22 protein-coding genes and 5 tRNA genes are annotated in these 26,308 nt (G+C 71.9%); 16 read left to right on the top strand and 11 right to left on the bottom strand.

Features of this window, described 5'->3' with window-relative positions:
• Window positions 1-20 precede the first annotated feature (20 nt).
• From AB0I72_RS13345 to AB0I72_RS13365, 5 genes are all read left to right on the top strand, one after another.
• The gene (locus AB0I72_RS13345; protein WP_358567584.1) at window positions 21-1,631 is read left to right on the top strand and encodes a carboxyl transferase domain-containing protein; all 1,611 of its coding nucleotides are present in this window, start codon (window positions 21-23) and stop codon (window positions 1,629-1,631) included.
• Between the two features lie 88 nt (window positions 1,632-1,719).
• Entirely contained in the window at window positions 1,720-3,789 is a 2,070-nt protein-coding gene (locus AB0I72_RS13350; protein ID WP_358567587.1) for a biotin carboxylase N-terminal domain-containing protein, read from the top strand.
• Window positions 3,786-4,943, top strand: coding sequence for an acyl-CoA dehydrogenase family protein (locus AB0I72_RS13355; RefSeq protein WP_358566956.1), 1,158 nt, complete (start codon window positions 3,786-3,788; stop codon window positions 4,941-4,943). The genes AB0I72_RS13350 and AB0I72_RS13355 overlap by 4 nt, the downstream gene beginning before the upstream one ends.
• Window positions 4,944-5,288: 345 nt before the next feature.
• Entirely contained in the window at window positions 5,289-5,969 is a 681-nt protein-coding gene (locus AB0I72_RS13360; RefSeq protein ID WP_358566959.1) for a hypothetical protein, read from the top strand.
• A gap of 109 nt (window positions 5,970-6,078) precedes the next feature.
• Entirely contained in the window at window positions 6,079-6,237 is a 159-nt protein-coding gene (locus AB0I72_RS13365; RefSeq protein ID WP_358566962.1) for a hypothetical protein, read from the top strand.
• A 222-nt stretch (window positions 6,238-6,459) separates the two neighbouring features.
• Here the strand turns inward: AB0I72_RS13365 and thrS are convergent, their stop codons facing one another.
• The gene (thrS, locus tag AB0I72_RS13370; protein WP_358566965.1) at window positions 6,460-8,436 is read right to left on the bottom strand and encodes a threonine--tRNA ligase; all 1,977 of its coding nucleotides are present in this window, start codon (window positions 8,434-8,436) and stop codon (window positions 6,460-6,462) included.
• A 615-nt stretch (window positions 8,437-9,051) separates the two neighbouring features.
• Between thrS and AB0I72_RS13375 the strand changes: the two genes are divergently transcribed.
• Complete coding sequence (locus tag AB0I72_RS13375; RefSeq protein WP_358566967.1) at window positions 9,052-9,351, top strand: PGPGW domain-containing protein; 300 nt, start codon at window positions 9,052-9,054, stop codon at window positions 9,349-9,351.
• 154 nt (window positions 9,352-9,505) lie between these two features.
• Here AB0I72_RS13375 and AB0I72_RS13380 read toward each other — a convergent pair.
• Window positions 9,506-9,579: transfer RNA gene (locus AB0I72_RS13380), tRNA-Val, on the bottom strand.
• 476 nt (window positions 9,580-10,055) lie between these two features.
• Between AB0I72_RS13380 and AB0I72_RS13385 the strand changes: the two genes are divergently transcribed.
• Window positions 10,056-10,478 (top strand): SsgA family sporulation/cell division regulator, encoded by a 423-nt coding sequence (locus AB0I72_RS13385; protein WP_358566970.1) that lies wholly within the window; start codon window positions 10,056-10,058, stop codon window positions 10,476-10,478.
• 70 nt (window positions 10,479-10,548) lie between these two features.
• Here the strand turns inward: AB0I72_RS13385 and AB0I72_RS13390 are convergent, their stop codons facing one another.
• Window positions 10,549-11,391 carry an aminotransferase class IV gene (locus AB0I72_RS13390; RefSeq protein ID WP_358566973.1) on the bottom strand — a complete coding sequence of 281 codons (843 nt, stop codon included), beginning with the start codon at window positions 11,389-11,391 and terminating at the stop codon, window positions 10,549-10,551.
• A 391-nt stretch (window positions 11,392-11,782) separates the two neighbouring features.
• On the opposite strand from AB0I72_RS13390, the gene AB0I72_RS13395 reads away from it, so the two are divergent.
• The 5 genes from AB0I72_RS13395 (at window position 11,783) to AB0I72_RS13415 (ending at window position 12,805) form a co-directional block, all read left to right on the top strand.
• On the top strand, window positions 11,783-12,214 hold the full coding sequence (locus tag AB0I72_RS13395) for a roadblock/LC7 domain-containing protein (RefSeq protein WP_357759277.1): 432 nt from the start codon (window positions 11,783-11,785) through the stop codon (window positions 12,212-12,214).
• A 166-nt stretch (window positions 12,215-12,380) separates the two neighbouring features.
• Window positions 12,381-12,453 (top strand) — tRNA-Gly (locus AB0I72_RS13400).
• A 63-nt stretch (window positions 12,454-12,516) separates the two neighbouring features.
• A tRNA-Gly gene (locus AB0I72_RS13405) sits at window positions 12,517-12,589 on the top strand.
• 46 nt (window positions 12,590-12,635) lie between these two features.
• Window positions 12,636-12,710 (top strand) — tRNA-Cys (locus AB0I72_RS13410).
• A gap of 21 nt (window positions 12,711-12,731) precedes the next feature.
• A tRNA-Val gene (locus AB0I72_RS13415) sits at window positions 12,732-12,805 on the top strand.
• Window positions 12,806-13,025: 220 nt separating this feature from the next.
• Here the strand turns inward: AB0I72_RS13415 and AB0I72_RS13420 are convergent.
• Both AB0I72_RS13420 and AB0I72_RS13425 read right to left on the bottom strand, forming a co-directional pair.
• Window positions 13,026-13,919 (bottom strand): alpha/beta hydrolase, encoded by an 894-nt coding sequence (locus AB0I72_RS13420; RefSeq protein WP_358566976.1) that lies wholly within the window; start codon window positions 13,917-13,919, stop codon window positions 13,026-13,028.
• Between the two features lie 66 nt (window positions 13,920-13,985).
• Complete coding sequence (locus tag AB0I72_RS13425) at window positions 13,986-15,755, bottom strand: Na+/H+ antiporter NhaC family protein (protein WP_358566979.1); 1,770 nt, start codon at window positions 15,753-15,755, stop codon at window positions 13,986-13,988.
• Between the two features lie 254 nt (window positions 15,756-16,009).
• On the opposite strand from AB0I72_RS13425, the gene sph reads away from it, so the two are divergent.
• On the top strand, window positions 16,010-16,933 hold the full coding sequence (gene sph / locus AB0I72_RS13430) for a sphingomyelin phosphodiesterase (RefSeq protein ID WP_358566982.1): 924 nt from the start codon (window positions 16,010-16,012) through the stop codon (window positions 16,931-16,933).
• A gap of 93 nt (window positions 16,934-17,026) precedes the next feature.
• On the opposite strand, the gene AB0I72_RS13435 is transcribed toward sph, so the two are convergent.
• Window positions 17,027-17,914: a hypothetical protein gene (locus tag AB0I72_RS13435; protein WP_358566985.1), complete on the bottom strand. Its 888-nt coding sequence runs from the start codon at window positions 17,912-17,914 to the stop codon at window positions 17,027-17,029.
• 118 nt (window positions 17,915-18,032) lie between these two features.
• The gene (locus AB0I72_RS13440) at window positions 18,033-19,397 is read right to left on the bottom strand and encodes a potassium transporter TrkG (RefSeq protein WP_358566988.1); all 1,365 of its coding nucleotides are present in this window, start codon (window positions 19,395-19,397) and stop codon (window positions 18,033-18,035) included.
• A gap of 202 nt (window positions 19,398-19,599) precedes the next feature.
• Between AB0I72_RS13440 and AB0I72_RS13445 the strand changes: the two genes are divergently transcribed.
• Together AB0I72_RS13445 and AB0I72_RS13450 are read left to right on the top strand one after the other, a co-directional pair.
• On the top strand, window positions 19,600-20,556 hold the full coding sequence (locus tag AB0I72_RS13445) for an SDR family NAD(P)-dependent oxidoreductase (protein WP_358566991.1): 957 nt from the start codon (window positions 19,600-19,602) through the stop codon (window positions 20,554-20,556).
• Window positions 20,557-20,765: 209 nt separating this feature from the next.
• Complete coding sequence (locus AB0I72_RS13450) at window positions 20,766-21,278, top strand: hypothetical protein (protein WP_358566994.1); 513 nt, start codon at window positions 20,766-20,768, stop codon at window positions 21,276-21,278.
• A gap of 86 nt (window positions 21,279-21,364) precedes the next feature.
• On the opposite strand, the gene AB0I72_RS13455 is transcribed toward AB0I72_RS13450, so the two are convergent.
• The 3 genes from AB0I72_RS13455 to AB0I72_RS13465 form a co-directional block, all read right to left on the bottom strand.
• Window positions 21,365-23,173 (bottom strand): AMP-binding protein, encoded by a 1,809-nt coding sequence (locus AB0I72_RS13455; protein WP_358566997.1) that lies wholly within the window; start codon window positions 23,171-23,173, stop codon window positions 21,365-21,367.
• Window positions 23,174-23,280: 107 nt separating this feature from the next.
• Window positions 23,281-23,727 (bottom strand): carboxymuconolactone decarboxylase family protein, encoded by a 447-nt coding sequence (locus tag AB0I72_RS13460; protein ID WP_358567000.1) that lies wholly within the window; start codon window positions 23,725-23,727, stop codon window positions 23,281-23,283.
• A gap of 122 nt (window positions 23,728-23,849) precedes the next feature.
• Entirely contained in the window at window positions 23,850-24,485 is a 636-nt protein-coding gene (locus tag AB0I72_RS13465) for a TetR/AcrR family transcriptional regulator C-terminal domain-containing protein (RefSeq protein ID WP_358567003.1), read from the bottom strand.
• 164 nt (window positions 24,486-24,649) lie between these two features.
• Between AB0I72_RS13465 and AB0I72_RS13470 the strand changes: the two genes are divergently transcribed.
• Window positions 24,650-25,825: an acyl-CoA dehydrogenase family protein gene (locus AB0I72_RS13470; protein WP_358567006.1), complete on the top strand. Its 1,176-nt coding sequence runs from the start codon at window positions 24,650-24,652 to the stop codon at window positions 25,823-25,825.
• A gap of 102 nt (window positions 25,826-25,927) precedes the next feature.
• Here the strand turns inward: AB0I72_RS13470 and AB0I72_RS13475 are convergent, their stop codons facing one another.
• Entirely contained in the window at window positions 25,928-26,299 is a 372-nt protein-coding gene (locus AB0I72_RS13475) for an FKBP-type peptidyl-prolyl cis-trans isomerase (RefSeq protein WP_358567009.1), read from the bottom strand.
• Window positions 26,300-26,308 lie beyond the last annotated feature (9 nt).

The raw sequence follows: 26,308 nt of genomic DNA on the forward strand, positions 1-26,308 counted from the left end.
ACACCATGAGCAGGGCATCCGTGCTCGGTTCGGCGGTCGACACCGCCGGGCCAGCGTTCGCCGCCAACGACGCGGCGAACCGCGCCCTCGCCCAGGAGCTGCGGGAGCGGATCGCCACCGCGGCCCTGGGCGGCCCCGAGAAGACCCGCGCCCGCCACGTCGAACGCGGCAAACTCCTGCCGCGCGACCGGGTCGACCTCCTCCTCGACCCCGGCTCCCCGTTCCTGGAGATCGCCCCGCTGGCGGCCTACGGGCTCTACGGGAAGGACGGACAGGACGCTCCCGGAGCCGGGATGATCGCGGGGGTCGGCCGGGTGGCCGGACGCCCGGTGGTCGTGGTCGCCAACGACGCCACGGTCAAGGGCGGCAGCTACTACCCGATGACGGTCAAGAAGCACCTGCGCGCGCAGGAGGTGGCGCTGCACAACCGGCTGCCGTGCGTCTACCTCGCCGACTCCGGCGGCGCGTTCCTGCCCATGCAGGACGAGGTGTTCCCCGACCGCGAGCACTTCGGGCGGATCTTCTACAACCAGGCCACCATGTCCAGGCTCGGCATCCCGCAGATCGCGGCCGTGCTCGGCTCGTGCACCGCCGGGGGCGCCTACGTCCCCGCGATGAGCGACGAGGCGGTCATCGTCCGCGAGCAGGGGACGATCTTCCTGGGCGGCCCGCCCCTGGTCAAGGCCGCCACCGGCGAGGTCGTCACGGCCGAGGAACTGGGCGGAGGCGACCTGCACTCGCGGGTCTCCGGCGTCACCGACCACCTCGCCGACGACGACGCCCACGCCCTCACCCTCGTGCGGCGCGTCGCCGACACCCTGGGCCCGCCCGAACCCCCGGCGTGGCAGACGCGCGAGCCGCGCCCGCCCGCGCTGGACCCGGAGGAGATGTACGGGGTCGTCCCGTCCGACACCCGCACCCCCTACGACGTGCGCGAGGTCATCGGCCGGATCGTCGACGGCAGCGAGTTCACCGAGTTCAAGGCGGAGTACGGCACGACCCTGGTCACCGGGTTCGCGCACCTGCACGGACACCCCGTCGGCATCGTGGCCAACAACGGCATCCTGTTCGCCGAGTCGGCGCTCAAGGGCGCGCACTTCATCGAACTGTGCGACCGGCGCGGCATCCCCCTGGTCTTCCTCCAGAACATCTCCGGGTTCATGGTCGGCCGCGACTACGAGGCGGGCGGGATCGCCAAGCACGGCGCGAAGATGGTCACCGCCGTGGCCTGTGCTCGCGTCCCGAAGTTCACCGTGGTCATCGGCGGATCGTTCGGCGCGGGCAACTACAGCATGTGCGGGCGGGCCTACTCCCCCCGCTTCCTGTGGATGTGGCCCAACGCCCGGATCTCCGTGATGGGTGGCGAACAGGCCGCGTCCGTGCTCTCCACCGTCCGCCGCGACCAGCTGACCGCGCGCGGCGAGGAGTGGTCGGCCGAGGACGAGGAGGCGTTCAAGGCGCCCATCCGCGACCAGTACGAGGAGCAGGGCAGCCCCTACTACTCCACCGCGCGCCTGTGGGACGACGGCGTCATCGACCCCGTCGACACCCGTGAGGTGCTCGCCATGGCCCTGTCCGCCGCCCGCCACGCGCCCCTGGAGCCGGTGGGCTACGGCGTCTTCCGGATGTGAGGAACCCGTGACCACGACCTCTGTACCGACGGTTCTCGTCGCCAACCGGGGCGAGATCGCCCTGAGAATCCTGCGCACGCTGCGGCGGATGGGGATCGGGTCGGTGGCGGTGTACACCGACGCCGACACCGACGCGCCGCACGCCCTGGCCGCCGACCGGGCCCTGCGGGTCGACGGCTACCTGAACGCCTCCGCGATCGTCGCCGCCGCGCTGGAGTCCGGGGCGACCATGGTCCACCCCGGCTACGGGTTCCTGTCGGAGAACGCCGACTTCGCCCGGGCCTGCGCGGACGCGGGCCTGGTGTTCGTCGGACCGCCCGCCGAGGCGATCGAGGCGATGGGCGACAAGATCCGCGCCAAGGACACCGTGGCCGCCGCCGGGGTGCCCGTCCTGGGCGGCTTCACCGAGAAGCCCGGACGCCCGATGCCCGACGACGAACTGCTAGCGGCCGCCGAGTCCACCGGCTACCCGCTGCTCATCAAGCCCTCCGCGGGCGGGGGCGGCAAGGGCATGCGGGCGGTCCACTCCCCCGACACGCTGGTCGCCGACGCCGCGGCCGCGCGCCGGGAGGCGCTGGCGTCGTTCGGGGACGCGACGCTGCTCGTCGAACGCCTCGTCCAGCGCCCCCGGCACATCGAGGTCCAGGTCCTGGCCGACGGCCACGGCACCGTCGTCCACCTGGGTGAACGCGAGTGCAGTCTGCAGCGCCGCCACCAGAAGGTGGTCGAGGAGGCGCCCTCGCCGCTGCTGACCGACGCCCAGCGCGAGCGCATGGGTCAGGCGGCGGTCGCCGCCGCCAAGGCGTGCGGGTACAGGGGAGCGGGGACGGTCGAGTTCATCGCCGAGGCCGGCGACGACGGCGAGCTGTCCTTCTCGTTCCTGGAGATGAACACCCGTCTCCAGGTGGAGCACCCGGTCACCGAGGAGGTCGTGACGATCGACGGCGCGCGCGGCGTCGACCTCGTCGAGCTCCAGGTGCGTGTGGCCCTGGGCGACCCGCTCCCGTTCGGCCAGGACGACGTGGGCTTCGAGGGGCACGCGGTGGAGGCGCGGATCTACGCCGAGGACGCCGACCGGGGCTTCCTGCCCAGCGGCGGGCCGATCCTGGCCCTGTCCGAGCCCTCCGGCCACGGGGTTCGGGTGGACTCGGGGATCGCCGAGGGCGGCGAGGTGACCTCCGCCTTCGACCCCATGCTCGCCAAGGTGATCACGTGGGGGCCCGACCGCGCCGAGGCGCTGCGCCGGATGGACGCGGCCCTGGCCGGGTACCTGCTGCTCGGCTGCGTCACCAACACCGCCTACCTGCGGCGCCTGCTGCGGCACCCGCGCGTGGTCGCCGGGGACCTGAGCACCGACCTGATCGCGTCCACCCCGCCCGAGCCCGCACCGGACCGTGTGCCGGAGGAGGTGTACGCGGCCGCCGCCCTGGACCACCAGCTGGACCTGGAGCCCGCCGCGACGGCCGACCGGTTCGCCGTCCCCGACGGATGGCGGATGGGCGGTCCCGCCTGGACGCGGTGGCGGCTGCGCGCGCCGCGACACGACTCCGCGGTCGTGTACGTGCGCCGTGTGGCGCCGGGATCGTACGAGGTCCGCGTGGACCAGGAGGGGGCCGCGCCGGAGCCGTCCGTCGAGGGGGGTGGAGCGCCCCCCACGGGCGATGGCGGGCGACGCGGGGGCGCCGTCGCCGCCCGTGCCCGCCGCTCGCCCGACGGACGGCGGCTGACCGTGACCCACGCGGGCCGGGTGCGCTCCTACACGCGCGCCCACGATCCGGCCACCGCCCACCGCTGGCTGGGCGCCGACGGCGTCGCCTGGACGCTGCACGAGGAGCCCGTGGCCGCCGCGCTGCGCGACGACGAGTCCGCCGCCGACGGCACCGTGCGCAGCCCGATGCCGGGGACGGTGCTCGCCGTCCCGGTCGAGGTCGGTCAGCGCGTCGCCGCGGGCACGCCGCTGGCCGTCGTCGAGGCCATGAAGATGGAGCACTCCGTGCCCTCCCCGATCGACGGGACCGTCACCGACGTGGCGGTCCGCCCGGGCGCGTCCGTGCCGATGGACGCCGTCCTGGTCACCGTCGAGCCCGACGGGGCGGGGGCCACCGCCGCCGACCCGTCCGATCCCGCCCCCGCCACCAGCGAGGAGACCACACCATGAACCGCCATGAACTGTCGACTGAGCACGAGGACCTGCGGGCCGCCGTCGAGGAGTTCGCCCGCAGCGAGGTCGCGCCCGTCATCGGCGACTTCTACGAGCGGAACGCCTTCCCGTACGAGATCATCGCCAAGATGGGGCGGATGGGGCTGTTCGGGCTGCCGTTCCCGGAGGAGTACGGGGGCATGGGCGGGGACTACTTCGCCCTGTGCCTGGCCCTGGAGGAGCTGGCCCGGGTGGACTCGTCGGTGGCCATCACGTTGGAGGCGGGGGTGTCGCTGGGCGCGATGCCGATCTTCCGGTTCGGCACCGAGGAGCAGCGCAAGACCTACCTGCCGAGGCTGTGCGCGGGCGAGGCGCTGGGCGCGTTCGGGCTGACCGAGCCGGACGGGGGCTCGGACGCGGGCGCGACCAAGACCACGGCGCGGCTGGAGGACGGGGAGTGGGTGATCGACGGGACCAAGTCGTTCATCACCAACTCCGGGACCGACATCACCGCGCTGGTGACGGTGACGGCGGTGACGGGTCGGCGCGAGAACGGGAAGCCGGAGATCTCGACCATCCTGGTCCCCGCGGGGACGCCGGGGTTCTCGGTGGGACAGAAGTACTCGAAGGTGGGGTGGAACGCCTCCGACACCAACGAGCTGGTGTTCGAGGGGTGCCGGGTGCCCGAGGCCAACCTCGTGGGCGAGCGCGGGCGCGGGTACGCGCAGTTCCTGCGGATCCTCGACGAGGGGCGGATCGCGATCGCCGCACTGTCGGTGGGACTGGCGCAGGGGTGCGTGGACGAGAGCGTGCGCTACGCCCACGAGCGGAGCGCGTTCGGGCACCACATCGGGGAGTACCAGGCGATCCAGTTCAAGATCGCGGAGATGGAGGCGCGGGCGCACACGGCGCGGCTGGCCTACTACGACGCCGCGTCGCGGATGCTGGCGGGCGAGCCGTTCAAGAAGGAGGCGGCGATCGCCAAGCTGGTGGCCTCCAACGCGGCCATGGACAACGCGCGCGACGCCACGCAGGTGTTCGGCGGGTACGGGTTCATGAACGAGTACCCGGTGGGGCGGTTCTACCGCGACGCCAAGATCCTGGAGATCGGCGAGGGCACCAGCGAGGTGCAGAAGATGCTCATCGCCCGTGAGCTGGGGCTTCCCGCCTGATCGAGGGCAAGAAGAGGCCCCCGGAACCAGCGATTCCGGGGGTCTGTTCCGTCTATGTTCCGTTCGGCTGATCCGGGGGCCGGAACCGTTCGTCCACCGCGCGGCGGATGCGGTCCTCCGAGCGGGGCGTGCCCGGGCCGAGCGCAGCCCGTGGCCGGTTCCGGTCACGGGGAAGGCCCCGGGGCGGCGGGGGCGACCGGGAGGGGTGACAAGCCCCCGCAATCGGCACAGAATGGACCCGAACGGCCAGTGGGGCCCGACCGGCTCCCACGCCCGATCCGCGTCCAGCGGCCCCCGCCACGGGTACGAGGTCGTCCCACGTTCCCCAGCCGGAGGAGACACCGGATGGAAGGCGCTCTGTCGCTGGTCGCACTGGTGGCCGTCGTGGTGTCGGCCGGAGCGATCACGGTCGCCGCGCATTTCCGCAAGGACCGTGCGGCCGCGCTGCGGGCCTGGGCGCGCGCGCACGGATGGCACTACACCGACAATCATCCGCGCCCGTTGGAGGACACGGTGCTGCCCTGCACGGTCCACGGCCAGCACGCGCGGTCCCAGCACGTGCTCACCGGGCGGCGCGGGGCGTACCTGGTGACCGCGTTCGAGTACACGCACCCGGCGACGGCGGCCGACCGGCGGGGTACCGGCCGCTCCCGGCACACCTACCGGATCGTGGCCGTACGCACTCCGGGGCCCAACGCCGAACTGGAGATCCGTCGGCGCGTGGAACCCCGATCCGCGACCGGGGGCGACCCCGACCGCGTCGACACGGTGTTCGACGCCGCCTTCCAGACCACGGGCAGCGACTCGGCCTTCACCCGATCGGTGCTCGATCCGGCCACCAGGAAGTGGCTGCTGGCCGACGCCCGGTCCCGCTCCCTGCCCGTGCGCTTCTCCGGCGACCACGTCCTGACCTGGGCGCCCATGCGACTGGACCCCGATCGGGCGCTCACCGCCGCCGACTACCTCGTCGAGCTCGTGGATCGCGTGCCGTCGACGGCGTGGAACGGACGCACGACCGGGCGCTGACCCTCGCCGGGTCACGTCACCAGTGTGTACGTGGGCCGGAACACGCCGTACCGCGCGTGAAGGCGGGATAAAATCCGGCTTGCCCCAACGCACAAGGAGTACCACCCCCATGAGCGATCCCAACGCCACGCACAGCATCTCTCGGGCGGAGCTCTTCCGGGACGACGACGAGGAACAGACCGCGCCGGACCCCAACGCCACGCACAGCATCTCGCGCGAGGAGCTGTTCCGCGACGCCGAGCCGCTGGCGCCCCGGAACGACCGCTAGGACGGGGGCCCGCCTCGGATGAGGCAGGCGACGGCGCGGCGGAAAACCTCGGGCACGATTCCCTCGGGCACGCACCCACCCCCGACGCGCGTCGCCGGTCGGCCTCCCGGGGGCGGCCTCCGAGAACGGCGAACGCCCACCCGGGTCGGTCCGGGTGGGCGTTCACCTGCGCGATCGGCGGCCCACCCGCCTCCCGCGTCACCGATCTCTCGTCGCTACGCCCTACCGCCGCTCGCGCACGGCGGCCACGATCTCGGCGACCGCCTCGTCGACCGGCACACCGTTGTTCTGCGACCCGTCGCGGTAGCGGAAGGACACCGCGTTCTTGCTGATGTCCTCGTCTCCGGCCAGCAGCATGAAGGGCACCTTCTGCTTCTGGGCGTTGCGGATCTTCTTCTGCATCCGGTCGTCGCTGGCGTCCACCTCGATCCGGATGCCCTCCGCCCGCAGCTTGGCCTCGACCTCGCGCAGGTACGGGACGTGCTCGTCGGCGATCGGGATGCCGACCGCCTGGACCGGGGCCAGCCAGGCCGGGAAGGCGCCCGCGTAGTGCTCCAGCAGCACGGCGAAGAACCGCTCGATGGAGCCGAACAGGGCGCGGTGGATCATCACCGGGCGCTGGCGGGTGCCGTCCGCGGCGGTGTACTCCAGGTCGAACCGCTCGGGCAGGTTGAAGTCCAGCTGGATGGTGGACATCTGCCAGGTCCGGCCGATGGCGTCCTTGGCCTGCACCGAGATCTTCGGGCCGTAGAACGCGGCGCCGCCCGGGTCCATGACCAGTTCCAGACCCTGCTTCTCGGCGGCCTGGCGCAGGGTGTCGGTGGCCTCGGCCCAGACGTGGTCGTCGCCGATGTACTTCTCCGGGTCCTTGGTGGACAGCTCCAGGTAGAAGTCGTCGAGACCGTAGTCGCGCAGCAGGTCCAGCACGAAGGTCAGCAGCGAGTCGAGCTCGTCCGCCATCTGCTCCTTGGTGCAGTAGATGTGCGCGTCGTCCTGGGTGAAGCCCCGGGCGCGGGTGAGGCCGTGCACCACACCGGACTTCTCGTACCGGTAGACGGTCCCGAACTCGAACAGGCGCAGCGGCAGTTCACGGTAGGAACGCCCGCGCGCGTCGAAGATCAGGTTGTGCATGGGGCAGTTCATCGGCTTCAGGTAGTAGTCCTGACCGCCGTCGAGCTGCATGGGGGGGTACATGCCGTCCGCGTACCAGTCCAGGTGCCCCGACTTCTCGAACAGAGCGCTCTTGGTGGCGTGCGGCGAGTAGACGAACTCGTAGCCGCCCCGTTCGTGCCGCTGGCGCGAGTAGTCCTCCATCACCCGGCGGATGACCCCGCCCTTGGGGTGGAAGACTGCCAGGCCCGACCCGATCTCGTCGGGGATGGAGAACAGGTCCAGCTCGGCCCCGAGCTTGCGGTGGTCGCGCTTCTCCGCCTCCTCCAGGAAGGTCAGGTAGGCCTTGAGCGCGTCCTTGGACTCCCAGGCGGTGCCGTAGACCCGCTGGAGCTGGGGGTTGGTCTCCTTGCCGCGCCAGTAGGCGGCGGCGGTGCGCATGAGCTTGAACGCCGGGACGACCTTGGTGGTGGGCAGGTGCGGCCCACGGCACAGGTCCTTCCAGCACTGCTCCCCCGTGCGCGGGTGGATGTTGTCGTAGATGGTGAGCTCGCCCGAGCCGACCTCGACGCCCGCGCCCTCGGCGGCCTGGGCCGCGTCGCTGCCCTTGATGTCGATCAGTTCGAGCTTGTACGGCTCGGTGACCAGTTCCGCGCGGGCCTCCTCGTCGGAGACGACCCGGCGGTCGAAGCGCTGCCCCTGCTTGACGATCTGCTGCATCTTCTTCTCGATGCTCTTCAGATCGGCCGGGGTGAAGGGTTCGGCGACGTCGAAGTCGTAGTAGAAGCCGTTCTCCACGGGCGGACCGATACCCAGCTTGGCCTCGGGGAAGAGCTCCTGGACCGCCTGGGCGAGGATGTGCGCGGTGGAGTGGCGCAGGATCGCCCGCCCCTCCTCGGAGTCGATGGCGATGGGCTCGACCACGTCGCCGTCGGCCAGCTCCCGGGTGAGGTCGCGCGGCTCGCCGTTGACCATGGCCGCGATGACGGTCCTGCCGTCGGCCTCCAGGGCCTCCCCCGCCGTGGTCGTGGCCGCCACCGCACGCGGGGTTCCGGCGAGGGTGATGTGCAGCTCAGGCGCGGCGGACACGGTGACTCCTAGGGATACGTGGTTGGTGATCTGCGCCGACGCCGCCTCGTGGGGGCGGCCAGGCGTTTCGCGTCCGATGGTATCGGCTCCGCGTGGGCGGCGCTTCGCGTTGTCCACAGGCCGACGGGGGCCTCTGGCGACGCCCCGTGCGCGCTGGCACGGTGGGTTTCGGGCCGGACCGCGCCCTCGGCCGCGGGGCCGGAGAGCACCGACCTCACCCCGGTCCGCGGACGAGGTCGGGGGTCCTGGTGGAGGATTCGGTCACGTGATTTCGGATACCGGCGACCACGTCCGGACGCACCCGTACGAAGGCGGAGGAAGGCAGCCAATGACCGATCCCCACCGAATCTGTCATGGATCGTCACGATATTCCCGGGATCCGTGACGGGCCCCCTGTGGAGCATTGATCCCGTCCCCGAGATCGGTGACAATCAGCTGACAGCCGATCGCCGCCCCTGCCCGATCCGAATCCGCCCACTCACTCCGACCGAATACTGTGAGCGCATGTCACCGAGCCCTTCCCACGGTCCGCCGGCCCCGGAGACATCCCCCATCCCTGCTCGAGTTCGCCGTTGGCGACGGCTGCGGGCGCGGTTCCGACTCTTTCGGCGACACATGCACGCGCACCCGGCCCTCCACCTCACCTGGCGCGTCGTCATCACCACGGTCGGCGTTCTCGTGATCGTGGCCGGGCTCGCCATGATGGTGGCCCCCGGACCGGGAGCCGCCTCGGTCATCCTCGGCCTGTTCATCCTCAGCACCGAGTTCCACTGGGCCCACCGCCTGCTGCGCCCGGCGCGCACGTGGTTCCGCCGAGCCGAGCGGTACGGCAACCGCGTCAGGGAGGAGCTCCTGCGCCGCCTGCGCGCCCGCCGTGCGGCGAGGAAGGGCCTCGTCACCCCGGACCCCGACTAGCCACCGACCGCGCGCGTCGCGGCTCACGAGCGCCGTGGACCACGGGCCCACGGGTCAGGGGAGGGCCCGGTGACGGCAAAGAAGTGAGTCAAGGGACGGTCACACGAAAGAAGGGACCGGCCCCGTCTGACACGGAGCCGGTCCCTTCGGCGTGTGGGCGATACTGGACTCGAACCAGTGACCTCGTCGGTGTGAACGACGCGCTCTAGCCAACTGAGCTAATCGCCCTGAGCTGCTGCCCCGTCCGCCCTGTCGGCCGGACAAGAAAGACTCTAGCGCATCTTCGGGGGTGGTCGCCCCGCGTGCCCGGCGCCCCCACCGAACCAAGGTGTGTGACGGAGGCCACATTCAAGCCCCGACGTGTACGCGACGCTGGTACGACGCGGCGCCGATCCCCGTTCCGGGAAGGAGATCCCGCCCCCGTGGAACCCACGAGGACCCCCATCTCATTACCCTGACGTGACGTGGGCCACCCGACATTGGGAAATCTTTGGTTTCCCCTGGTCATTACAGTGACGAAGGATCGGGCAGCCGCCATGCGGCACGCTGGCCCCACAGAGCGGACAGCGCGGCCTCCGGTCCCACCCGACCAAGAAAGTCTCCGTACTCTCGTCATAGTCCGCGGACGGCCGCGTTGGAGCGAGTGAGACGGCAACCGACCCGCGCCGCAACAGCAGGGCCGGACGAGAAAAGGTTTGGCGAACATGAACAGTAGCGACACCACTGCCACCGCCGAGCTGGGCCTGCGGCTCGTGGTCCCCGAACGCACCTCGGTTCCCCTGGTCGCGCGACTCGACTACAGCGCGGACGACCCGTACGCGATCCGAGTCGCCTTCCACACCGGCGAGGACGACCCCGTCGAGTGGATCTTCGCCCGCGAGCTCCTCACCGTCGGCATCGTGCGCCCGGTGGGCGAGGGCGACGTCCGCGTGTGGCCCTCCAAGGACGACAACGGGGACCGGACCGTGAGCATCTCGCTCTCCTCCCCCTTCGGGCAGGCCGAGTTCGACACCCAGGTCTCGCCGCTGGCCGAGTTCCTCCACCGGACCTACGAGATCGTGCCCGCCGGCCAGGAGCCCACGTTCGTGGACCTGGACGAGGAGATCCAGCGGCACCTGAGCTCCTGACCCTCCTCCGCCCCATACGACTGGGGGGACGGCGCGGCCGCGCCGTCCCCCCAGTCGTGTCCGCGGCCCCTCAGGGGTCGATGTCGGCCGCGGCGCGCTCCAGGAACGCCGAGCGCGCCTTCGTGGTGACCGGTCCGGGCCCGCTGGAGATCTCGCGCCCGTCGACGCGCAGGATCGCCTGGACGTCGCGCCCGGTGGACGTCAGGAAGGCCTCGGAGATCTCGGGGAGACGGTCCATGGGCACGTCCTCCTCCTCTCCGCCGAACCACTCCAGGACGAGTTCGCGCGTGATCCCCGCCAGGGGCCCGGCGGACAGCGGCGGGGTGACCAGCCTGCCGTCCAGGACCACGAAGACGTTGCTGCCGGTGCCCTCGCACAGGTTGCCGCTCACGTTGCGGAAGACGGCCTCGGAGGCGCCCCTGTCCTTCGCGTACGCGAGCGCGCGCACGTTGTCGGCGTAGGAGGTGGTCTTCAGGCCCGCCAGGGCGCCGAACTCGTTCCGCGGCCAGGGGGCGAGCGCGACGTCCGTCGTGGGCGCGATCGCGGGGAACGGACTGACGGCGACGATCGCCGTCTGCTCACCCGCGACGCGGTCCGAACCCAGCGGCCCGGTCCCGTCGGTGACGGTGATCCGCACCCGGGCGTCGGCGATCTCGGGGTTGGCCGCCAGCGCCCGGCCCACGCCGTCCGCGATCAGGTCCAGGTCCGGCTCGGCCAGACCGAGGCCCACCGCCGAGCGGGCCAGCCTGCGCAGGTGGCGGGTGAGCGCGAACGGGCGCCCCTCCTGGGCGCGGACGGTCTCGAAGACACCGTCGCCGACCGTGATCCCGTGGTCGAACACGGGAATGAGCGCCTCGCGCTCGTCCACGACCGCGCCGGGGCCGAACCCGGCACCCGCGATCCACACCTTCATCCCTACCCCCAAGTCCTCGTACGCCCGAGCGGGCGGTGACACACCGTCGATCCTGCCACCCCCGTCCGACCTGCGTCGCGGGCTCCCCCGTCCCCGTACCCGCGCGGGCCGCACGTTGGCAAGCCCCGTGTCCGGCACCGGCCGCCGGTCTACTTTCGAAACCGCCGCACACACGCCATCACCACTGGTCACAGGTACCGGCTCACCGCTCCGGCCCACCCCGGTCACGCTCTTTGGTCCAGACAGATAAGTTACGAATGACTATCATCTGGGCAACGCTTATGCGGGACCGGCGCGCGCTGTCGAACGCCACCCCCAACCGGGCACGTCAGCCGCGCCCCGTGCGCGAGTCCCCGTCACGCCCGACCGACTGACAGAGCAAAAGAGAGCCATGACCCCACCGAGCACTGCACGTGGAGAACTCAGCTGGCTGCTGGACGATCTCCTCACCCGCGCCTCCGGTACGCAGCACGCGATCGTCCTGTCCACCGACGGACTCCTCATGGCCACCTCCAGTGGGCTGGATCGTCCGGCGGCGGAGCACCTGTCCGCGATCGCCTCGGGGCTGCACAGCCTCGCGGGCGGGGCGAGCAAGCAGTTCTCCGCCGGCGGCATCCGCCAGAGCATCATCGAGATGGACCGCGCCTTCCTCTTCGTGGCCGCCGCGGGCGAGGGAGCCTGCATGGCGTTGATGTCGGACGCCGACAGCGACGTCGGCCTCATCGCCTACGAGATGAACAAGGTGATCGAGAGGGTCGGCCAGTACCTCTCGGCGCCGCCGCGTCCCGACATGCCGTCCACGCCCGCGCACGTGGAGAAGTAGGGAGCGCCGTCGGACGGGGGCGGGACAGGGGCGCGGGTCCTGCCTCGGCGGGGCGTGAGCACGCCTGGGGATACTCGATTTCGCGCTTGGCCGGGAATCCGCTAGAGTTCTTCTCGCAGCGAGCGGGGCGGTCGGCAGGACCGGCCGGACCGGAGGAGCTCGCCGCGCGGACGTGGCTCAGTTGGTAGAGCATCACCTTGCCAAGGTGAGGGTCGCGGGTTCGAATCCCGTCGTCCGCTCGGAAAGGGTGTGGTTCCCCTTCGGGGTGAACCGCACCGGTCCGGGCCCAGCCCGGACCACACGCGGACGTGGCTCAGTTGGTAGAGCATCACCTTGCCAAGGTGAGGGTCGCGGGTTCGAATCCCGTCGTCCGCTCGAGGAGGCCCGCACGGGTCGGAGCAAGGCCCTCGTGCCCTTCTTTGCCGGAGTGTCCGAGTGGTTGAGGTAAGGGACTGCAAATCCCTGCACACGGGTTCGATTCCCGTCTCCGGCTCCATGGACCTCATCCCCCAGATGAGGGCGGTTAGCTCAGTTGGTTAGAGCGCTACCTTGACACGGTAGAGGTCACAGGTTCGAATCCTGTATCGCCCACTCGACTTTGAGACGACTCTGCTCGCGCGTGACCGCGCTCGCCGGGTCGTCTCGTCATTTCCTCTGGAGGACGACCCCCAGACCCCCGCAACTCAACTCTGAGACGGCCCTGCTCGCGCGTGACCGCGCTCGCCGGGTCGTCTCGTCATGTCCCCGGGAGGACGGCAGCGGATCCCCTCCCCGGCTCGGGGCGACCCGTTCCGTCGCCGACCGCGGGCGACTACGCCGTACGGTCGAGGAAGTCGGCGACCAGCGGCGCGATCTCCGGCAGCCTCTCCTCCAGCGCGAAGTGGCCGGTGTCGAACAGGTGCAGCTCGGCGTCGGGCACGTCGCGCAGGTAGGCGTGGGCGCCGGGCGCGGGGAAGAAGGGGTCGTTCGCGCCCCAGGTGATCAGCGTGGGCGGGGTGTGATCGCGCAGCCACGCCTGCCAGCGGGGATAGGCCGCGATGTTGCTCCGGTAGTCGTAGGCCAGCGCGAGCTGGGCCTCCTGCCGCTCGGGCAGGTCCAGGAAGTGCTGGTCGAGCAGCCAGCCCTCCGGGGCGACCAGTTCCGGCGATCCGGTGCCGCCCTCGTACTGGGCCCGGGTCGCGGGCAGGGTGAACAGGTCGCGGATGGTCCGTTCCGCGCCCGGGGTGTCCGGGGTCAGCGCGGTGAACGCGCGGGCCGCGTCGGACAGCCCCTCCTCGTAGGCGTTGCCGTTCTGCACGATGAGCCCGGCGACGCGTTCGGGCCTCCGCAGCGCGAGTCGGAAGCCCACCGGCGCGCCGAAGTCGAACAGGTACATCGTGAACCGGGTGAGCCCGAGGCGGTCGACGAAGCCCTCGACGGTGTCGGCGAGCGCGTCGAAGGAGTAGGTGAACCGCCCGTCCGGCACCTCGGTGTGCCCGAAACCGGGGTAGTCCGGGGCGATCATCCGGTACCGCGTGCCCAGGGCGTCGATCAGCCGCCGGTACTGGTGTGAGGCGGACGGGAATCCGTGGAGCAGCAGCAGGACGGGGGCGTCCGACCGCTCCGGCAGCGACTCCCGGTAGAAGACCCGCACTCCCCGGACGTCGACGAACCGGTGTGCGGTCCGGGCGATGGGCGCGGGTGCGGCGGTGGTGTTCGTGGGCATGGGGGTGTCCTCCGTGTCGGTGTGCCTCCGTTCTAGTGGATTGCGAGCTAATGGGTCAATGGAAAACTAGCCATTAGTTTGTGTCGCCTCGACACGTCGCCCGATGAACCTCAGCCCCACCACGACCGCCACCCCGCACACGGCGAGCGCCGCCCACCAGGGCAGGCCGAGTCCGACGGGCAGCAGCCCCAGGACGATCACCACCGCCGCCACGAAGAGCGCGTACGGCAGCTGCGTGCGCACGTGGTCGATGACGTCGCACTGGGAGGCGAGGGAGGATATGACCGTGGTGTCGGAGATCGGCGAACAGTGGTCGCCCCACACCGACCCGGCCAGGATCGTCGAGACCGAGGCGAACAGGATGGGGTGGCCGTCGGGCGCGGCCAGCCCGTTGGCCTCCAGGGCGGCCCAGGCCAGCGGGACCGCCAGCGGGGTCAGGATGCCCATGGTTCCCCAGCTCGTGCCGGTGGCGAAGGCGACCGCGGCGGCGATGACGAACAGCAGGGCGGGGAGGAGGAAGAGCGGGATCGCCTCGCCGAGCGTGCCCGCGATGAACTCGGCGGTGCCCAGCTGGGCGGTGAGGGCGGACAGCGCCCAGGCCAGCGTCAGGATGATGACCACGTACAAGACGGACTTGACGCCCGCGAACCAGGCGTCGACGATCTCGCCCATCGTGAGGATCCGCTGCCCCATGCTCATCGCGGCCGCGACGATCAGACCCAGCAGCGAGCCCCACAGCAGCGACGAGAACGGGTCCCCGTCACCGACCACCTCGATGACGGTCTCCCCCTCGCCCGTCGCGAGCAGTCCGACGACCGTGGTGACGACCAGGACCAGGATCGGGATCAGCGCGTTGACCAGCCTGCGCGGCGCCTCCTCGGCGGGGGCGAGATCGTCGATCCCGCCCTCCCCGATGCCGAGGTGCGACCCCTCCCGCAGGACCTCGCCCGTGGCGCGCGCCCGGCGCTCGGCGGCCAGCATCGGCCCGAAGTCGCGGCCGGTGAGGGCGACCGCGAAGACGAGGACGATCGCCAGGATCGGGTACAGCGCGTACCGCAGGGACTCGACGAAGACCGTAAAGCCGTTCATCGCCAGTCCGGTCCCGGCGACGGCGTCGTCGATCAGCACCACCTGGAAGCCGATCCACGTGGACAGCAGCGCCAGCGTGGCCACCGGCGCGGCCGTGGAGTCGACGATGTACGACAGCTTCTCCCGGGACACGTTCAACCGGTCCAGGATCGGGCGCATCGTGTTGCCCACGACCAACGTGTTGGCGTAGTCGTCGAAGAAGACGGCCACGCCCAGCCCCGCGGTGGCGGTCTGTCCCCCGCGCGGGGTGCGCGCCCAGCGGGTCACCACGCGCACGATGCCGTCGGTGCCGCCGTTCTTGCGGATCACCCCCACCAGGCCGCCGATCATCAGCGTGAACACCACGATCATGACGTGGTCGGGGTCGGCGAGCGCCTCGACCGTGTACACGCCCGCCGAGTCGAGCAGCGAGGTCAGGAGCCCGATCGGCGACAGCCCCTCCAGGAGCCAGGCCCCCAGCCAGATGCCCGCGAACAGGGCGGGCAGGATCTGGCGGGTCGCCAGCGCCAGCCCGATCGCCAGCACCGGCGGCAGGATCGACCACCAGCGCCCCGTCCCCAGACCGTCCGCCTCCTGCGTGGTGTCGGCGAGCCCGGGAGCGACGCCCGCCGCGGAGACGAACGCGCCCAGGGCGACCACCGCGACGACCGCGAACGCCAGGGCTCCGCCCCGGCTCCGCCATCTCCCGGGGCGCGGCGCGCGGGCCTTCCGGTCGTCATCCTCCGTGGTCGGTCTGATCCGCGTCATGGCCGTTCCTTCTGGTGGGCGACGTGGCCCGAGTGTTCTCAGGGACTCCTGAGAAGTCAGGGACTCCTGAGAAGAATGTCGCCCACCGTGGCGCGGTGATCACCGAACGGCCGCGCGAGTCGTGCGGTTCGGGGCTGATTTTTACCTGACGCGCCCAACGTGCACGTGTTCGCTACCGACAAGTAACCCGCTGGTGCCCGGTTAGCGTCCTGGGATGGTCAGGCTGTGCCCTCGTGTACAGACGTATCGCCCCCATGATTCTCGCCGCACTCATCCCCCTCCTCGTCACGGCCGCCCCCGTCTCGGCCGACGACGGACGGGCACCCCGTATCGCCACCTACAACGCGTACCTCCTGCCCACGGCGCTGTACCCGAACTGGGGCCAGTCGATCCGAGCCGACCTCATCGTCCAGGACGGCGTCGTGTCCGGACAGGACGTGGTCGTCCTCCAGGAGCTCTTCGACAACTCCTCCGCCGCGATCCTGCGCGCGGGGATCGCCCAGGAGTACCCGCACGGCACCCCCGTGGTCGGACGCTCGCGCGACGGTTGGGACGCGACGACCGGATACCGGCCCCACACCACGACCAACGGCGGGGTGAGCATCCACAGCACCTGGCCGATCACCCGCCAGGAGCAGCACATCTTCACCCGCTCCTGCGGGTCCGACTGGTTCGCCAACAAGGGCTTCGCCTACGTGGAGCTCGACACCCCGGACGGCCCCCTGCACGTCCTGGGCACCCACATGCAGTCCGAGGACGGCGCGTGCTCCGAGGGCCAGGACGAGGAGATCCGCACCCACCAACTGGGGCAGATCCGCGACTTCGTCGACGCCACCCTCCCCGACGACGAACCCGTCTACCTCGCGGGCGACCTCAACATCGTCGGCGGCGGCCAGGAGTGGGACCACGCGCTCAAGCGGCTCGACGCCGTCGAGCCGACCCACGCGGGCGCACCCTTCTCCTGGGACACCGAGACCAACTCCATCGCCGAGTACAACTACCCGGACTGGTCGCCGGAGCACCTCGACCACGTCCTGCCGATCCGCAACGCCGCCGCTCCCACGTCCTACGTCAACGAGACCCGTGACGTGCACAGCGAGCCGTGGACGGTCTGGTCGTGGGGCCGGTCCTACACCTACGAGGACTACTCCGACCACTACCCCGTCTTCGGCGGCTAGCGCCCACCGTTCCCGAGGGGCACGCACCGGAAGGTCCGGGGCGTGCCCCCGCCGTGCGGGCGCACCGTCGGCGCGCCGTCGGCCGATCCGGGGTCAGGACCGCTCGGCCACCCTCCAGGGCATGAGCTCCTCGCTCAGCGACCGGGACAGCGGCGCGGCGAGCTCGGCCAGCTCCGCGCAGCCGTCCGCGCCCAGGGCCGCGTAGGGTGCGAGCGCGAGACGGTCGGTGGCCTCCTCGATCTCGTCCCTGCGCCGCCGCCCCTCGGGGGTCAGCGCCGGGTCCGGCTCGTCGGTGAACCAGCCCCGCTCCCGCAGCCGGTCGGTGGCCGCGTCCCACTCCTCGTCCGACCACGCCCGGGTGGCCTTCAGCAGCTTCGTCGGCGGAGCGGTCCCGGTCACCGCGTGCGAGACCAGCGCCTCCAACCCGCTCAGGCCCGCCATGACGAGCGCGGCGGTGTGGCCGTCGCCGCGGTACTCGCGCAACCGCGTCTGCGCGTGCCACAGGACCATGTGCGGTTCCTCGGGCCAGGGCAGGGCGGCGTGGGCGGCGTAGAGCGGACGGCCGCTGACGTCGTCCGCCACGGCCTCCGCGGCGCGGCGGGCGAGTTCGGCCGCGCGCGCCGTCTCGGGCGAGTCCACCGTGTCGCCCAGAACGCGGCGCACGGTCGCGTCGACGGCCGCGTGGCGCGCGGCGAGCAGCCGCTCGGGCGGAGCCGAGTCCCAGAGCTGGGGGACGACCGCGCGGACGGCCTCGGGGTTGAAGTTGTAGAAGGTGGCGGCCACGACCTCGGCCGACACCGGCCCCATCGCGGCCGCGCGGGGGCCGAAGTAGGCCGCCCAGGCCTTCAGGCCCAGCTCCTCGTAGGCCGCCTTGGCCTCGGGCGAGAAGTAGATCATGGAGTGGTAGGGCTCCAGGGCCTGCCAGGCGCGTCGGGCCTCGCCCGCGCTCACCGACCCCCCGGCGGTGTCGTGGTGGTTCATGGAACGCGTTTCTCCTCTCGGCACGGGCTGGGCCGCACCGGAAGGAAAAATACCGACCGGAAGGTATGGGGGTCAACGGAGCCGGTACGCGCCCTGTGGACAACCCGGGACGACCCGCCTAGCCGACGATCGGGCGCTCCTCGGGGAGATCGTAGCGACGCGGGTGACGGCGCAGCGCCAGGGCCGAGGCGAGCGTGATCGGACCGATGCGGCCCGCGAACATGAGCAGCACGAGCAGCATCTCGCCCGCCGGCGGCAGCTCCGCCGTGATGCCCGTGGACAGCCCGACCGTGCCGAACGCCGACGTCACCTCGAACAGGATCTGGTCCAGCGTGAACGGGGTGAGGATCATCAGCGCCAGGGTGGAGGTCATGACCAACCCGAGGGAGAGCAGCACCACCGTGATGGCCTGCTCGGCGACGCCCGCGCCCAGTCGGCGCCCGGCCACGTGCACGCTCGGCTCCCCGCGCACGTTGGTGTAGACCACGAAGGCCAGCAGCGCGAAGGTGGTCACCTTGATGCCCCCCGCGGTTCCGGCGCTGCCGCCCCCGATGAACATCAGGACGTCGGTGACCAGCAGGGTCGAGGTGTTCATCGCACCGAAGGGGAGGCTGTTGAACCCGGCCGTGCGGGGCATGACCGCCTGGAAGAACGCCGCGAGCAGCTTCGCCGGCGGATCGAGCCCGCCCATGGTCGCCGGGTTGCGCCACTCCAGGGCGAGGAAGGAGACGAACCCGACCGCCAGGAGCACGGCGGTGGTGGTCAGCGTGATCCTGGCGTGCAGCGACCACACCCACCGCGACGGCTCCCCCGCGCGACGGGAGAAACGCCACAGCTCCAGCCAGACGGGGAAGCCCAGACCGCCCGCGACGACCGCGAGCGCCACGGGCACGCAGATCCACGGGTCGACCGCGTACCCCTCCAGGCTGTCGGAGAACAGGGCGAACCCGGCGTTGTTGAAGGACGACACCGAGTGGAAGACCCCGAGGTAGGCGGCGTGGCCCAGGGACTCCCCGTAGCCGAGCCACCAGCGCGCCGTGAGGGCGGCGGCGAGAATCGCCTCGGCCACGACCGTCACCAGGAGGATGCCCGTCGTCAGCTGCCGCACGTCGCCCAGGGTCAGGGCCTTGGCCTCCGACCGGGTGCGCACGGCCATGCGCAGACCCAGTTTCCGGCCGACCACCAGCGTCAGCACCGTGGCCAGCGCCATGATGCCGAAACCGCCGACCTGGATCAGCGCGAGGATCACGACCTCGCCGAACGTGGACCAGTGTCCGGAGGTGTCGACGACCACCAGCCCCGTCACGCAGACCGCCGACGTCGCCGTGAACAGCGCTTCGACGAACGGGGTCGCCTCCCCCGTCTGCGTGGCGATCGGCAGCGACAGCAGGGCCGTGCCGACCAGGATGGCCAGGGCGAACGCCCCCGCGGTCAGCTGGGGCGGCTTCGCCCAGCCGGACAACCCCTGGAGGCGCCGGTTCATCCTGGTGGCCAGTCTCCTGCCGGTGGGGGAGGGACGCGACCGCCCCCGCCCCTCCCGCGCCTCCCCCACGCCTGGCCTCCGAGTTCCCCTTGGGTGGCGCCGACGCCACACACGCTCGGACGATGGTACGCCCAGCCGCGGCGGCGCGGGTCGGTCGGTACGCCTTGACCTGGAGCGCACTCCAGGTCCTACCGTTCTCGGCATGACGACACCACAGCAGACGATCGGATCCGGGTTCGGCGCGCGCAGCACGGCGGAGGAGGTGCTGGAGGGAATCGACCTCTCCGGCCGGACCGCCGTGGTGACCGGCGGGTACTCCGGCATCGGACTGGAGACGACCAGGGCGCTGGCCGGGGCGGGCGCCCGGGTCGTGGTGCCCGCCCGCAGGCCGGAGTCCGCCCAGGCGGCGGTGGAGGGGATCGACGGCGTCGAGGTCGACGCCCTGGACCTGGCCGACCTGGAGAGCGTGCGCGCCTTCTCCGACCGGTTCCTGGCCACCGGCCGCGCCATCGACGTCCTCATCGCCAACGCCGGTGTCATGGCCTGTCCCCAGTGGACGGCCGGACCGGGCTGGGAGTACCAGTTCGCCGTCAACCACCTCGGACACTTCGCCCTCGCCAACCGCCTGTGGCCCGCCCTCGCCGACGGCGGCGGCCGGGTCGTGTCGGTGTCCTCGGCCGGCCACCACACCTCGCCGATCCGCTGGGACGACCCCTGGTTCGCGCGGGGCTACGACCGCTGGAAGGCCTACGGCCAGGCCAAGACGGCCAACGTGCTCTTCGCCGTCCAGCTCGACCGGCTGGGCGCGCCCTCCGGGGTCCGGGCCTTCTCCCTGCACCCGGGGGCGATCATCACGCCGCTGCAGCGGCACATGACCACGGAGGAGATGGTCGCGGCCGGGTGGGTCGACGAGGAGGGGAACACGGTCGATCCCGTGTTCAAGACCCCCGAACAGGGCGCCGCCACCCAGGTGTGGGCGGCCACCTCGCCGAAGCTGGCCGGGATGGGCGGCGCGTACTGCGAGGACTGCGACGTCTCGGTGCCCGCCGGGACCGACGACACCCGCCCCGGGGTGAGGGACCACGCTCTCGACCCCGGGCAGGCCGAGCGGCTCTGGGCCTTCTCCGCCGAGCTGACGGGGGTCGACGCGTTCGCCTGAGCCGGGACGGGACGGAACGTCCGCGGGCCGCGACCACCGGGGACGCGGCCGGAGCGACTTTGCCGGATCGGTGACGGACGCGGGAGTCCCCGTGACCGACCCTGTCCGATGATGATCGGGGGCACGCGTCGTGCGCGCCCGGCTGTGACACCCGTTGAGCCGTGCCCGGGGCCCGACATCCGCCCGGCACGGCCGGTTAGGAGCACGCCATGCGGACGACATCCGCCAACGGCTGGCAGTTCTTCGTCGCGACACTCATGATCGTCATCGGCGCCGTCAACATCGTGCAGGGCGTGGTCGCGCTCATGACCCCCGGTTTCTACGCGGTCACGGAAGCCGGCATGCTCGTGTGGGAGTACGGGGCCTGGGGCGCCCTCCTCGCGCTGTGGGGCGCCGTCCTCGTCGTCGCCGGCCTCGCCGTGCTGTCGGGCAGCACCTGGGCCCGGGTGTTCGGCGTCGTCCTCGCCTCGCTGAACATCCTCGCCCAGCTGGTCTTCCTCGTCGCCATGCCGATGTGGTCGATCATCGCGATCGCCGTCAACGTGCTGGTGATCTACGGCATGACCGCCGGTTGGCCGTCCGAGCGCGAGATGATGGAGCACGAGCGGCAGGAGGCCGCCTACCGCAGCGGCTACCAGGCCGCGCACGAGGCCCCGCGCGGCGCGAAGGCGGCGCAGGGGTCGGCCGAGAAGGCCAGCGGCCGCGAGCAGACCACCGGCTGACCGAGCACCCTCCGCCCGCCCGCGTACGAGCGCGGGCGGGCCGTCGCGCGTGTAGGGGGCGGTCGGCGGGCGCGTGCGGACGGGCGTCAGTCGCCGTAGAGCCGGTCCAGCGCGTCGCGGTGGCGCGCGACCACCACCCGGCGCCGGAGTTTGAGGGTCGGGGTCAGCTCCCCCGTCTGCGGAGCCCACTCCTCCGCCAGCAGCAGGTGGCGCCGGACCCGCTCGGGACGGCTGAGCCGTTCGTTGGCCGCCTCGACCGCGCGCGCCGCCTCCGCGACCACCTCCGGACGCCCGGCCAGCGCGCGCACACCGCCCCCGGTGTCGATCCCGTGCGCCTCCGCCCAGGCCGGGGCGGTCTCCGCGTCCAGGACGAGCAGGGCGACCAGGTAGGGGCGGCCGTCTCCGTACGCGAGCGCCTGCCCGACCAGGGGGTGCTCCTTGAGGGCGTTCTCCACCAGGGCGGGCGACACGTTCTTGCCGCCGGAGGTGATGATCAGCTCCTTCTTGCGGTCGGTGATCCACAGGTACCCGTCCTGGTCCAGAGCGCCGACGTCGCCCGTGGCGAACCACCCGTCCCCGTCCGTGGCCGGGACGACGTCTCCGTCCGCGCCGAGGTAGCCGCGGAAGAGGGAGTCCCCCCGGACGAACACCTCGCCGTCCGCGCCGAGCCGGATCCGCGTCCCGGGGACCGGGCGGCCGACCGACCCCACCCGGAAGCCGGTGCGGAAGCTGTTGACGGTGGCGACGCCCGTGGTCTCGGTCAGCCCCCAGGCGTCCATGACGCACACCCCCAGCCCCGCCCAGAAGCGCAGCACCTCGACGGGCATCGGGGCGGAGGCGCACGACGCCCAGGTCAGGCGGTCCAGGCCCACCTGGGCGAGGATCGGTGCCAGGACCCGGGAGCGCACCCGCTCGAAGCGTTCACCCAGGTCGGCGGGGACCTTCCCGCCCCGTTCGAGGTGGGCCGCGTGCTCGGCGGCCACGGCCCGCGCCCTCTCCACGGCCGCGCGGCGCTCGTCCGGCAGCCGGGACAGGCCGGCGCGGATCGCCGAGGTCAGCTTCTCCCACACGCGCGGCACCCCGAAGAACTGGGTCGGGCGCACCTTCCGGAGGACGGCGGGCAGGGTCGCCGGGTCCTCGCACATCCACACGTGGGAGGCGCGCAACAGGGGCAGGTACAGCCCGAGCATCCGCTCGGCGATGTGCGCGAGTGGCAGGTAGCAGATGTGGGCGGCGTGTTCGGGCGTGTCGACGATCCCGTCCAGGGCCGTCGCGTTGGCGAGGACGCAGCGGTGGGTCACGGCGACGCCCTTGGGGTCGCCGGTGGTCCCGGAGGTGTACATGACGGTCAGCAGGTGGTCGGGGGTCAGGTCGCGCCAGCGATCGACGGCGTCCGGCACCGGCGCGGCGGAGGGGTCGGTGAGCGGGGTGTGGCCCCGGTCGGGGTCGGCGCCGTCCACGACGACGAGCCGCGCGAGCGGGGCGTCGTCGGCCGCCAGCAGCCCCTCCCACGCGGTCGCGGCGGTGGCGGCGTCGCCGACCACGGCGAGCCGGGCGCCGCAGTGGCGGGCGATGTAGGCGGTCTGGTTGGCGGCGGAGGTGTCGTAGACGCTGGTGGTGACGGCGCCGAGGTGGGCCAGGGCGAGGTCGCAGAGCCAGTGTTCGGGGCGGTTGCCCATCATGAGCAGGACGTGGTCGCCGGGTTCGACGCCGAGGGCGGCCAGGCGCCCGGCGAGGGCGGCGACGCGGTCGCGGACCCCCGACCAGGTCAGGGTCGACCAGTCCGAGGTACCGGGGTCGCGCCAGGACAGGGCGGGGAGGTGGTGATGGTCGTGGGCGTTGCGCTGGAGGAGGGAGCAGATCGTCTGGGTGTCACCGGCCACGTCGGAGGTCATGCGGCACTCCCGGAGGTCGTCCCGGCGACGCCGGGAGGGGAACCGACTTCGTCGGTCCCACTGTCACACGGGCGCGGGCGCTCCGCGAGGGGGTGTCCACCCGCGGCTCAACGCTTGCGCGGGTGCAGGCCGCTGGTGACCGCCAGACGGTTGTAGAGGTTGATCATCGCGATGGCCGTCATGAGCGCGGCGACCTGTTCGTCGGAGAAGTGCTCGGCCACGGCGTCGTAGGCGGCGTCGGACACACCGCCCTCGCCCATGCGCGTCATCTCGTCGGTCAGGGCCAGGACCGCGCGCTCGGCGTCGGTGAAGACCGCTCCGGCCTCGTGCCAGGTGGACACCTGGAAGAGCCGCTGGTGGGTCTCCCCCGCGTCGAGCGCCCTTTGCGTGTGCAGGTCGACGCAGAACGCGCAGCCGTTGAGGATCGAGGAGCGCAGCTTCAGCAGCTCCAGCAGGGTGAGGTCGACGTGCTCGCCGACCACCTTGTCGACCTCGTCGAGCTTGCCGTACACCTCGGGCAGCTTCTTGGACCAGACGACACGCTTCCCTGCCATGGGTCCCCCTCGACGACGACGGTCCCCCGCCCCTGTCGGCGGGGGGGTGTCCGCGCCCACGCTACCAACGGGCGGGGCGCGGGCACCGGTCGCCCGGCGCCGTCGCGTGTCCGGGGCGCCCCTCAGGCCCGCACGCGGACGCGCCCGAAGAGGGGGGTGAGGCCGTCGAGGAACGCGGACAGCGCCAGCTCGAAGCTCGCCTCGTCGATCTCGGCCGCGTGGTCCGGGAGGCGGTGCGCCTGGGACAGGTTCGGGTAGCGGTCGCGGTACACCCGCACGTCGGCGTCGAATCCGCGCGCGAAGGACTGCGTGGCGGCGCCCACCACGAGGTACTTGGTCGAGGCGCCGATCATCGTGGCGTAGCGCGGCGGCCAGCCCGCGCGCACGAGCCCCCCGTGGACCGCGTCCGCCCGGCGCAGCGCCTCCTCACGGCGCCCGGGACCGGCGGCGATCACCGGCACCAGGTTGGGGTGCGCGGCGAGGGCGGCGCGGTAGGAACGGGCCCACGTGGTGATCCCCGCGCGCCAGTCCTCCTTCTCGAAGCCGGAGACGTCGATCCCGGAGACCACGTCGTCGGCCACCTCGCCGAGCAGCTCCTCCTTGGTCCGGTAGTGGCTGTACAGGGACGCGGCCCGCACGTCGAGCTCCTCGGCGAGCTTGCGCATGGACAGCCCCTCCAGCCCCTCCCGGTCGATGAGGGCCAGGGCGGCGGCGCGGATGGCCCCCCTGCTCAGGATCGGCGTCTTGGGTCGGGCCACGGACGGCTCCCCTTCCTCACTCCCGCGACGGACGCTCCGCCCGCCGCTGCCCGATCATCGCACGCCCCCCGGGCGAACAGTGGCGGTACGACCCCTTGCACACCGGGCGGGAATGGTCGTACGCTCCCCATAACCGAACACCGTTAGGTTATGGGGAGCAGGCCGTGATCGACTTCTCACTGAGCGACGAACAGCGTGCCGTCCGCGACTGGGTCAGGACCTTCGTGGAGCGGGAACTCATGCCCCTGGAGAACGAGGTCCTGCGCCGTGAGCGCGAGGGGCACGTCCCCGGCCTCACCGCGGAGGAACGCGACGGCCTGCGTGCGCTGGCCCGCGCGTCCGACTTCTGGGGCGTGGAGACCCCCGTGGAGTACGGAGGGATGGGACTGGACCCGGTCACGGCCGCGATCATCGAGATCGAGCTGGGCCGCTCCTTCGTCTCGTTCCGCTTCGGCGGCGAGGCGGACAACATCCTGTACCACGCCGACGACGAGCAGAGACAGCGCTACCTGCTCCCCACGATCGAGGGTGAGCGCCGGTCCTGCTTCGCCATCACCGAGCCGGGCGCGGGGTCGGACGCCAAGGCCATCCGCGCCCGCGCGGTCCGCGACGGCGACACCTGGGTGATCAACGGCGAGAAGACCTTCATCACCGGCGGCGACGAGGCCGACTTCGCGATGGTCTTCGCCGTCACCGACCCCGACAGGGGCGCGGACGGCGGGGTGACCTGCTTCCTCGTCGACCGCGACATGGGCTGGACCTCCGAGCCCATCGACACCATGGGCGAGCGCCGTCCCGCCGCCCTGGTCTTCCAGGACGTGCGTGTCCCGCACGCGAACGTCCTCGGCGAGGAGGGGCACGGCTTCGCGTTGGCGATGCAGTGGATCGGCAAGGGCCGCTACCTGCTGCCCGCCCGCGCCCTGGGCGGCTGCGAACGCCTGCTGACCATGGCGATCGACCACGCCAGGACCCGGGAGACCTTCGGCGCGCCCCTCGCCGACCGGCAGGCGATCCAGTGGATGATCGCCGACTCCCAGACCGAGATCGAGGCGCTGCGGCTGCTCGTCCTGCACGCCGCCTGGCAGGTCTCCGCGGGCCGCGACGCACGGCACGCGCAGTCCGTCGCCAAGCTCTTCGGCGGTGTGAAGGCCAACGAGATCGTCGACCGCGTCCTACAGATCCACGGCGGCATGGGCTACACGCGCGAGCTGCCGATCGAACGCTGGTACCGCGACCTGCGGCTGCTGCGGATCTTCGAGGGCACCGACGAGATCCAGCGCCGCACGATCGCCCGCGACCTGCTCAAGGGCCACGTCACGGTGGGCGCGACCCTGGGGTAGGCGCGGGAACGGGACGGGGCCCGGGGCGCGCCTCCACGCGCGGTCCGGGCCCCGTCGGCGGGTCCGGTCACCGCGCGGGCGCGGCGATCCGAACCCGGCGTCCTACTTGACGGCCACCAGGTCGACGACGAAGATCAGCGTCTCGTTCGGCTTGATGGGGCCCACGCCGCTGGAGCCGTAGGCCAGGTGCGGCGGGATGACCAGCTTGCGGCGGCCGCCCTCGCGCATGCCGAGCACACCCTGCTCCCAGCCGGGGATGACCCGACCGGCGCCGAGCCTGAAGCCCAGCGTCTGGCCGCGGTTCCAGCTGGCGTCGAACTCCTCGCCCGTGGAGTGGGCGACGCCGACGTAGTGGACGTCGACGTTGCTGCCGTGACCGGCCTGCGCGCCCTCCCCGATGGTGATGTCGGTGATCTCCAGCTCCGCGGGCGGCGGGCCGTCGGGCATGTCGATCTCCGGACGCTCAAGCGCCATGGTGGTACC

Origin of the sequence: Nocardiopsis sp. NPDC049922 (assembly GCF_040660275.1) — a bacterium.
Taxonomy (GTDB): domain Bacteria; phylum Actinomycetota; class Actinomycetes; order Streptosporangiales; family Streptosporangiaceae; genus Nocardiopsis.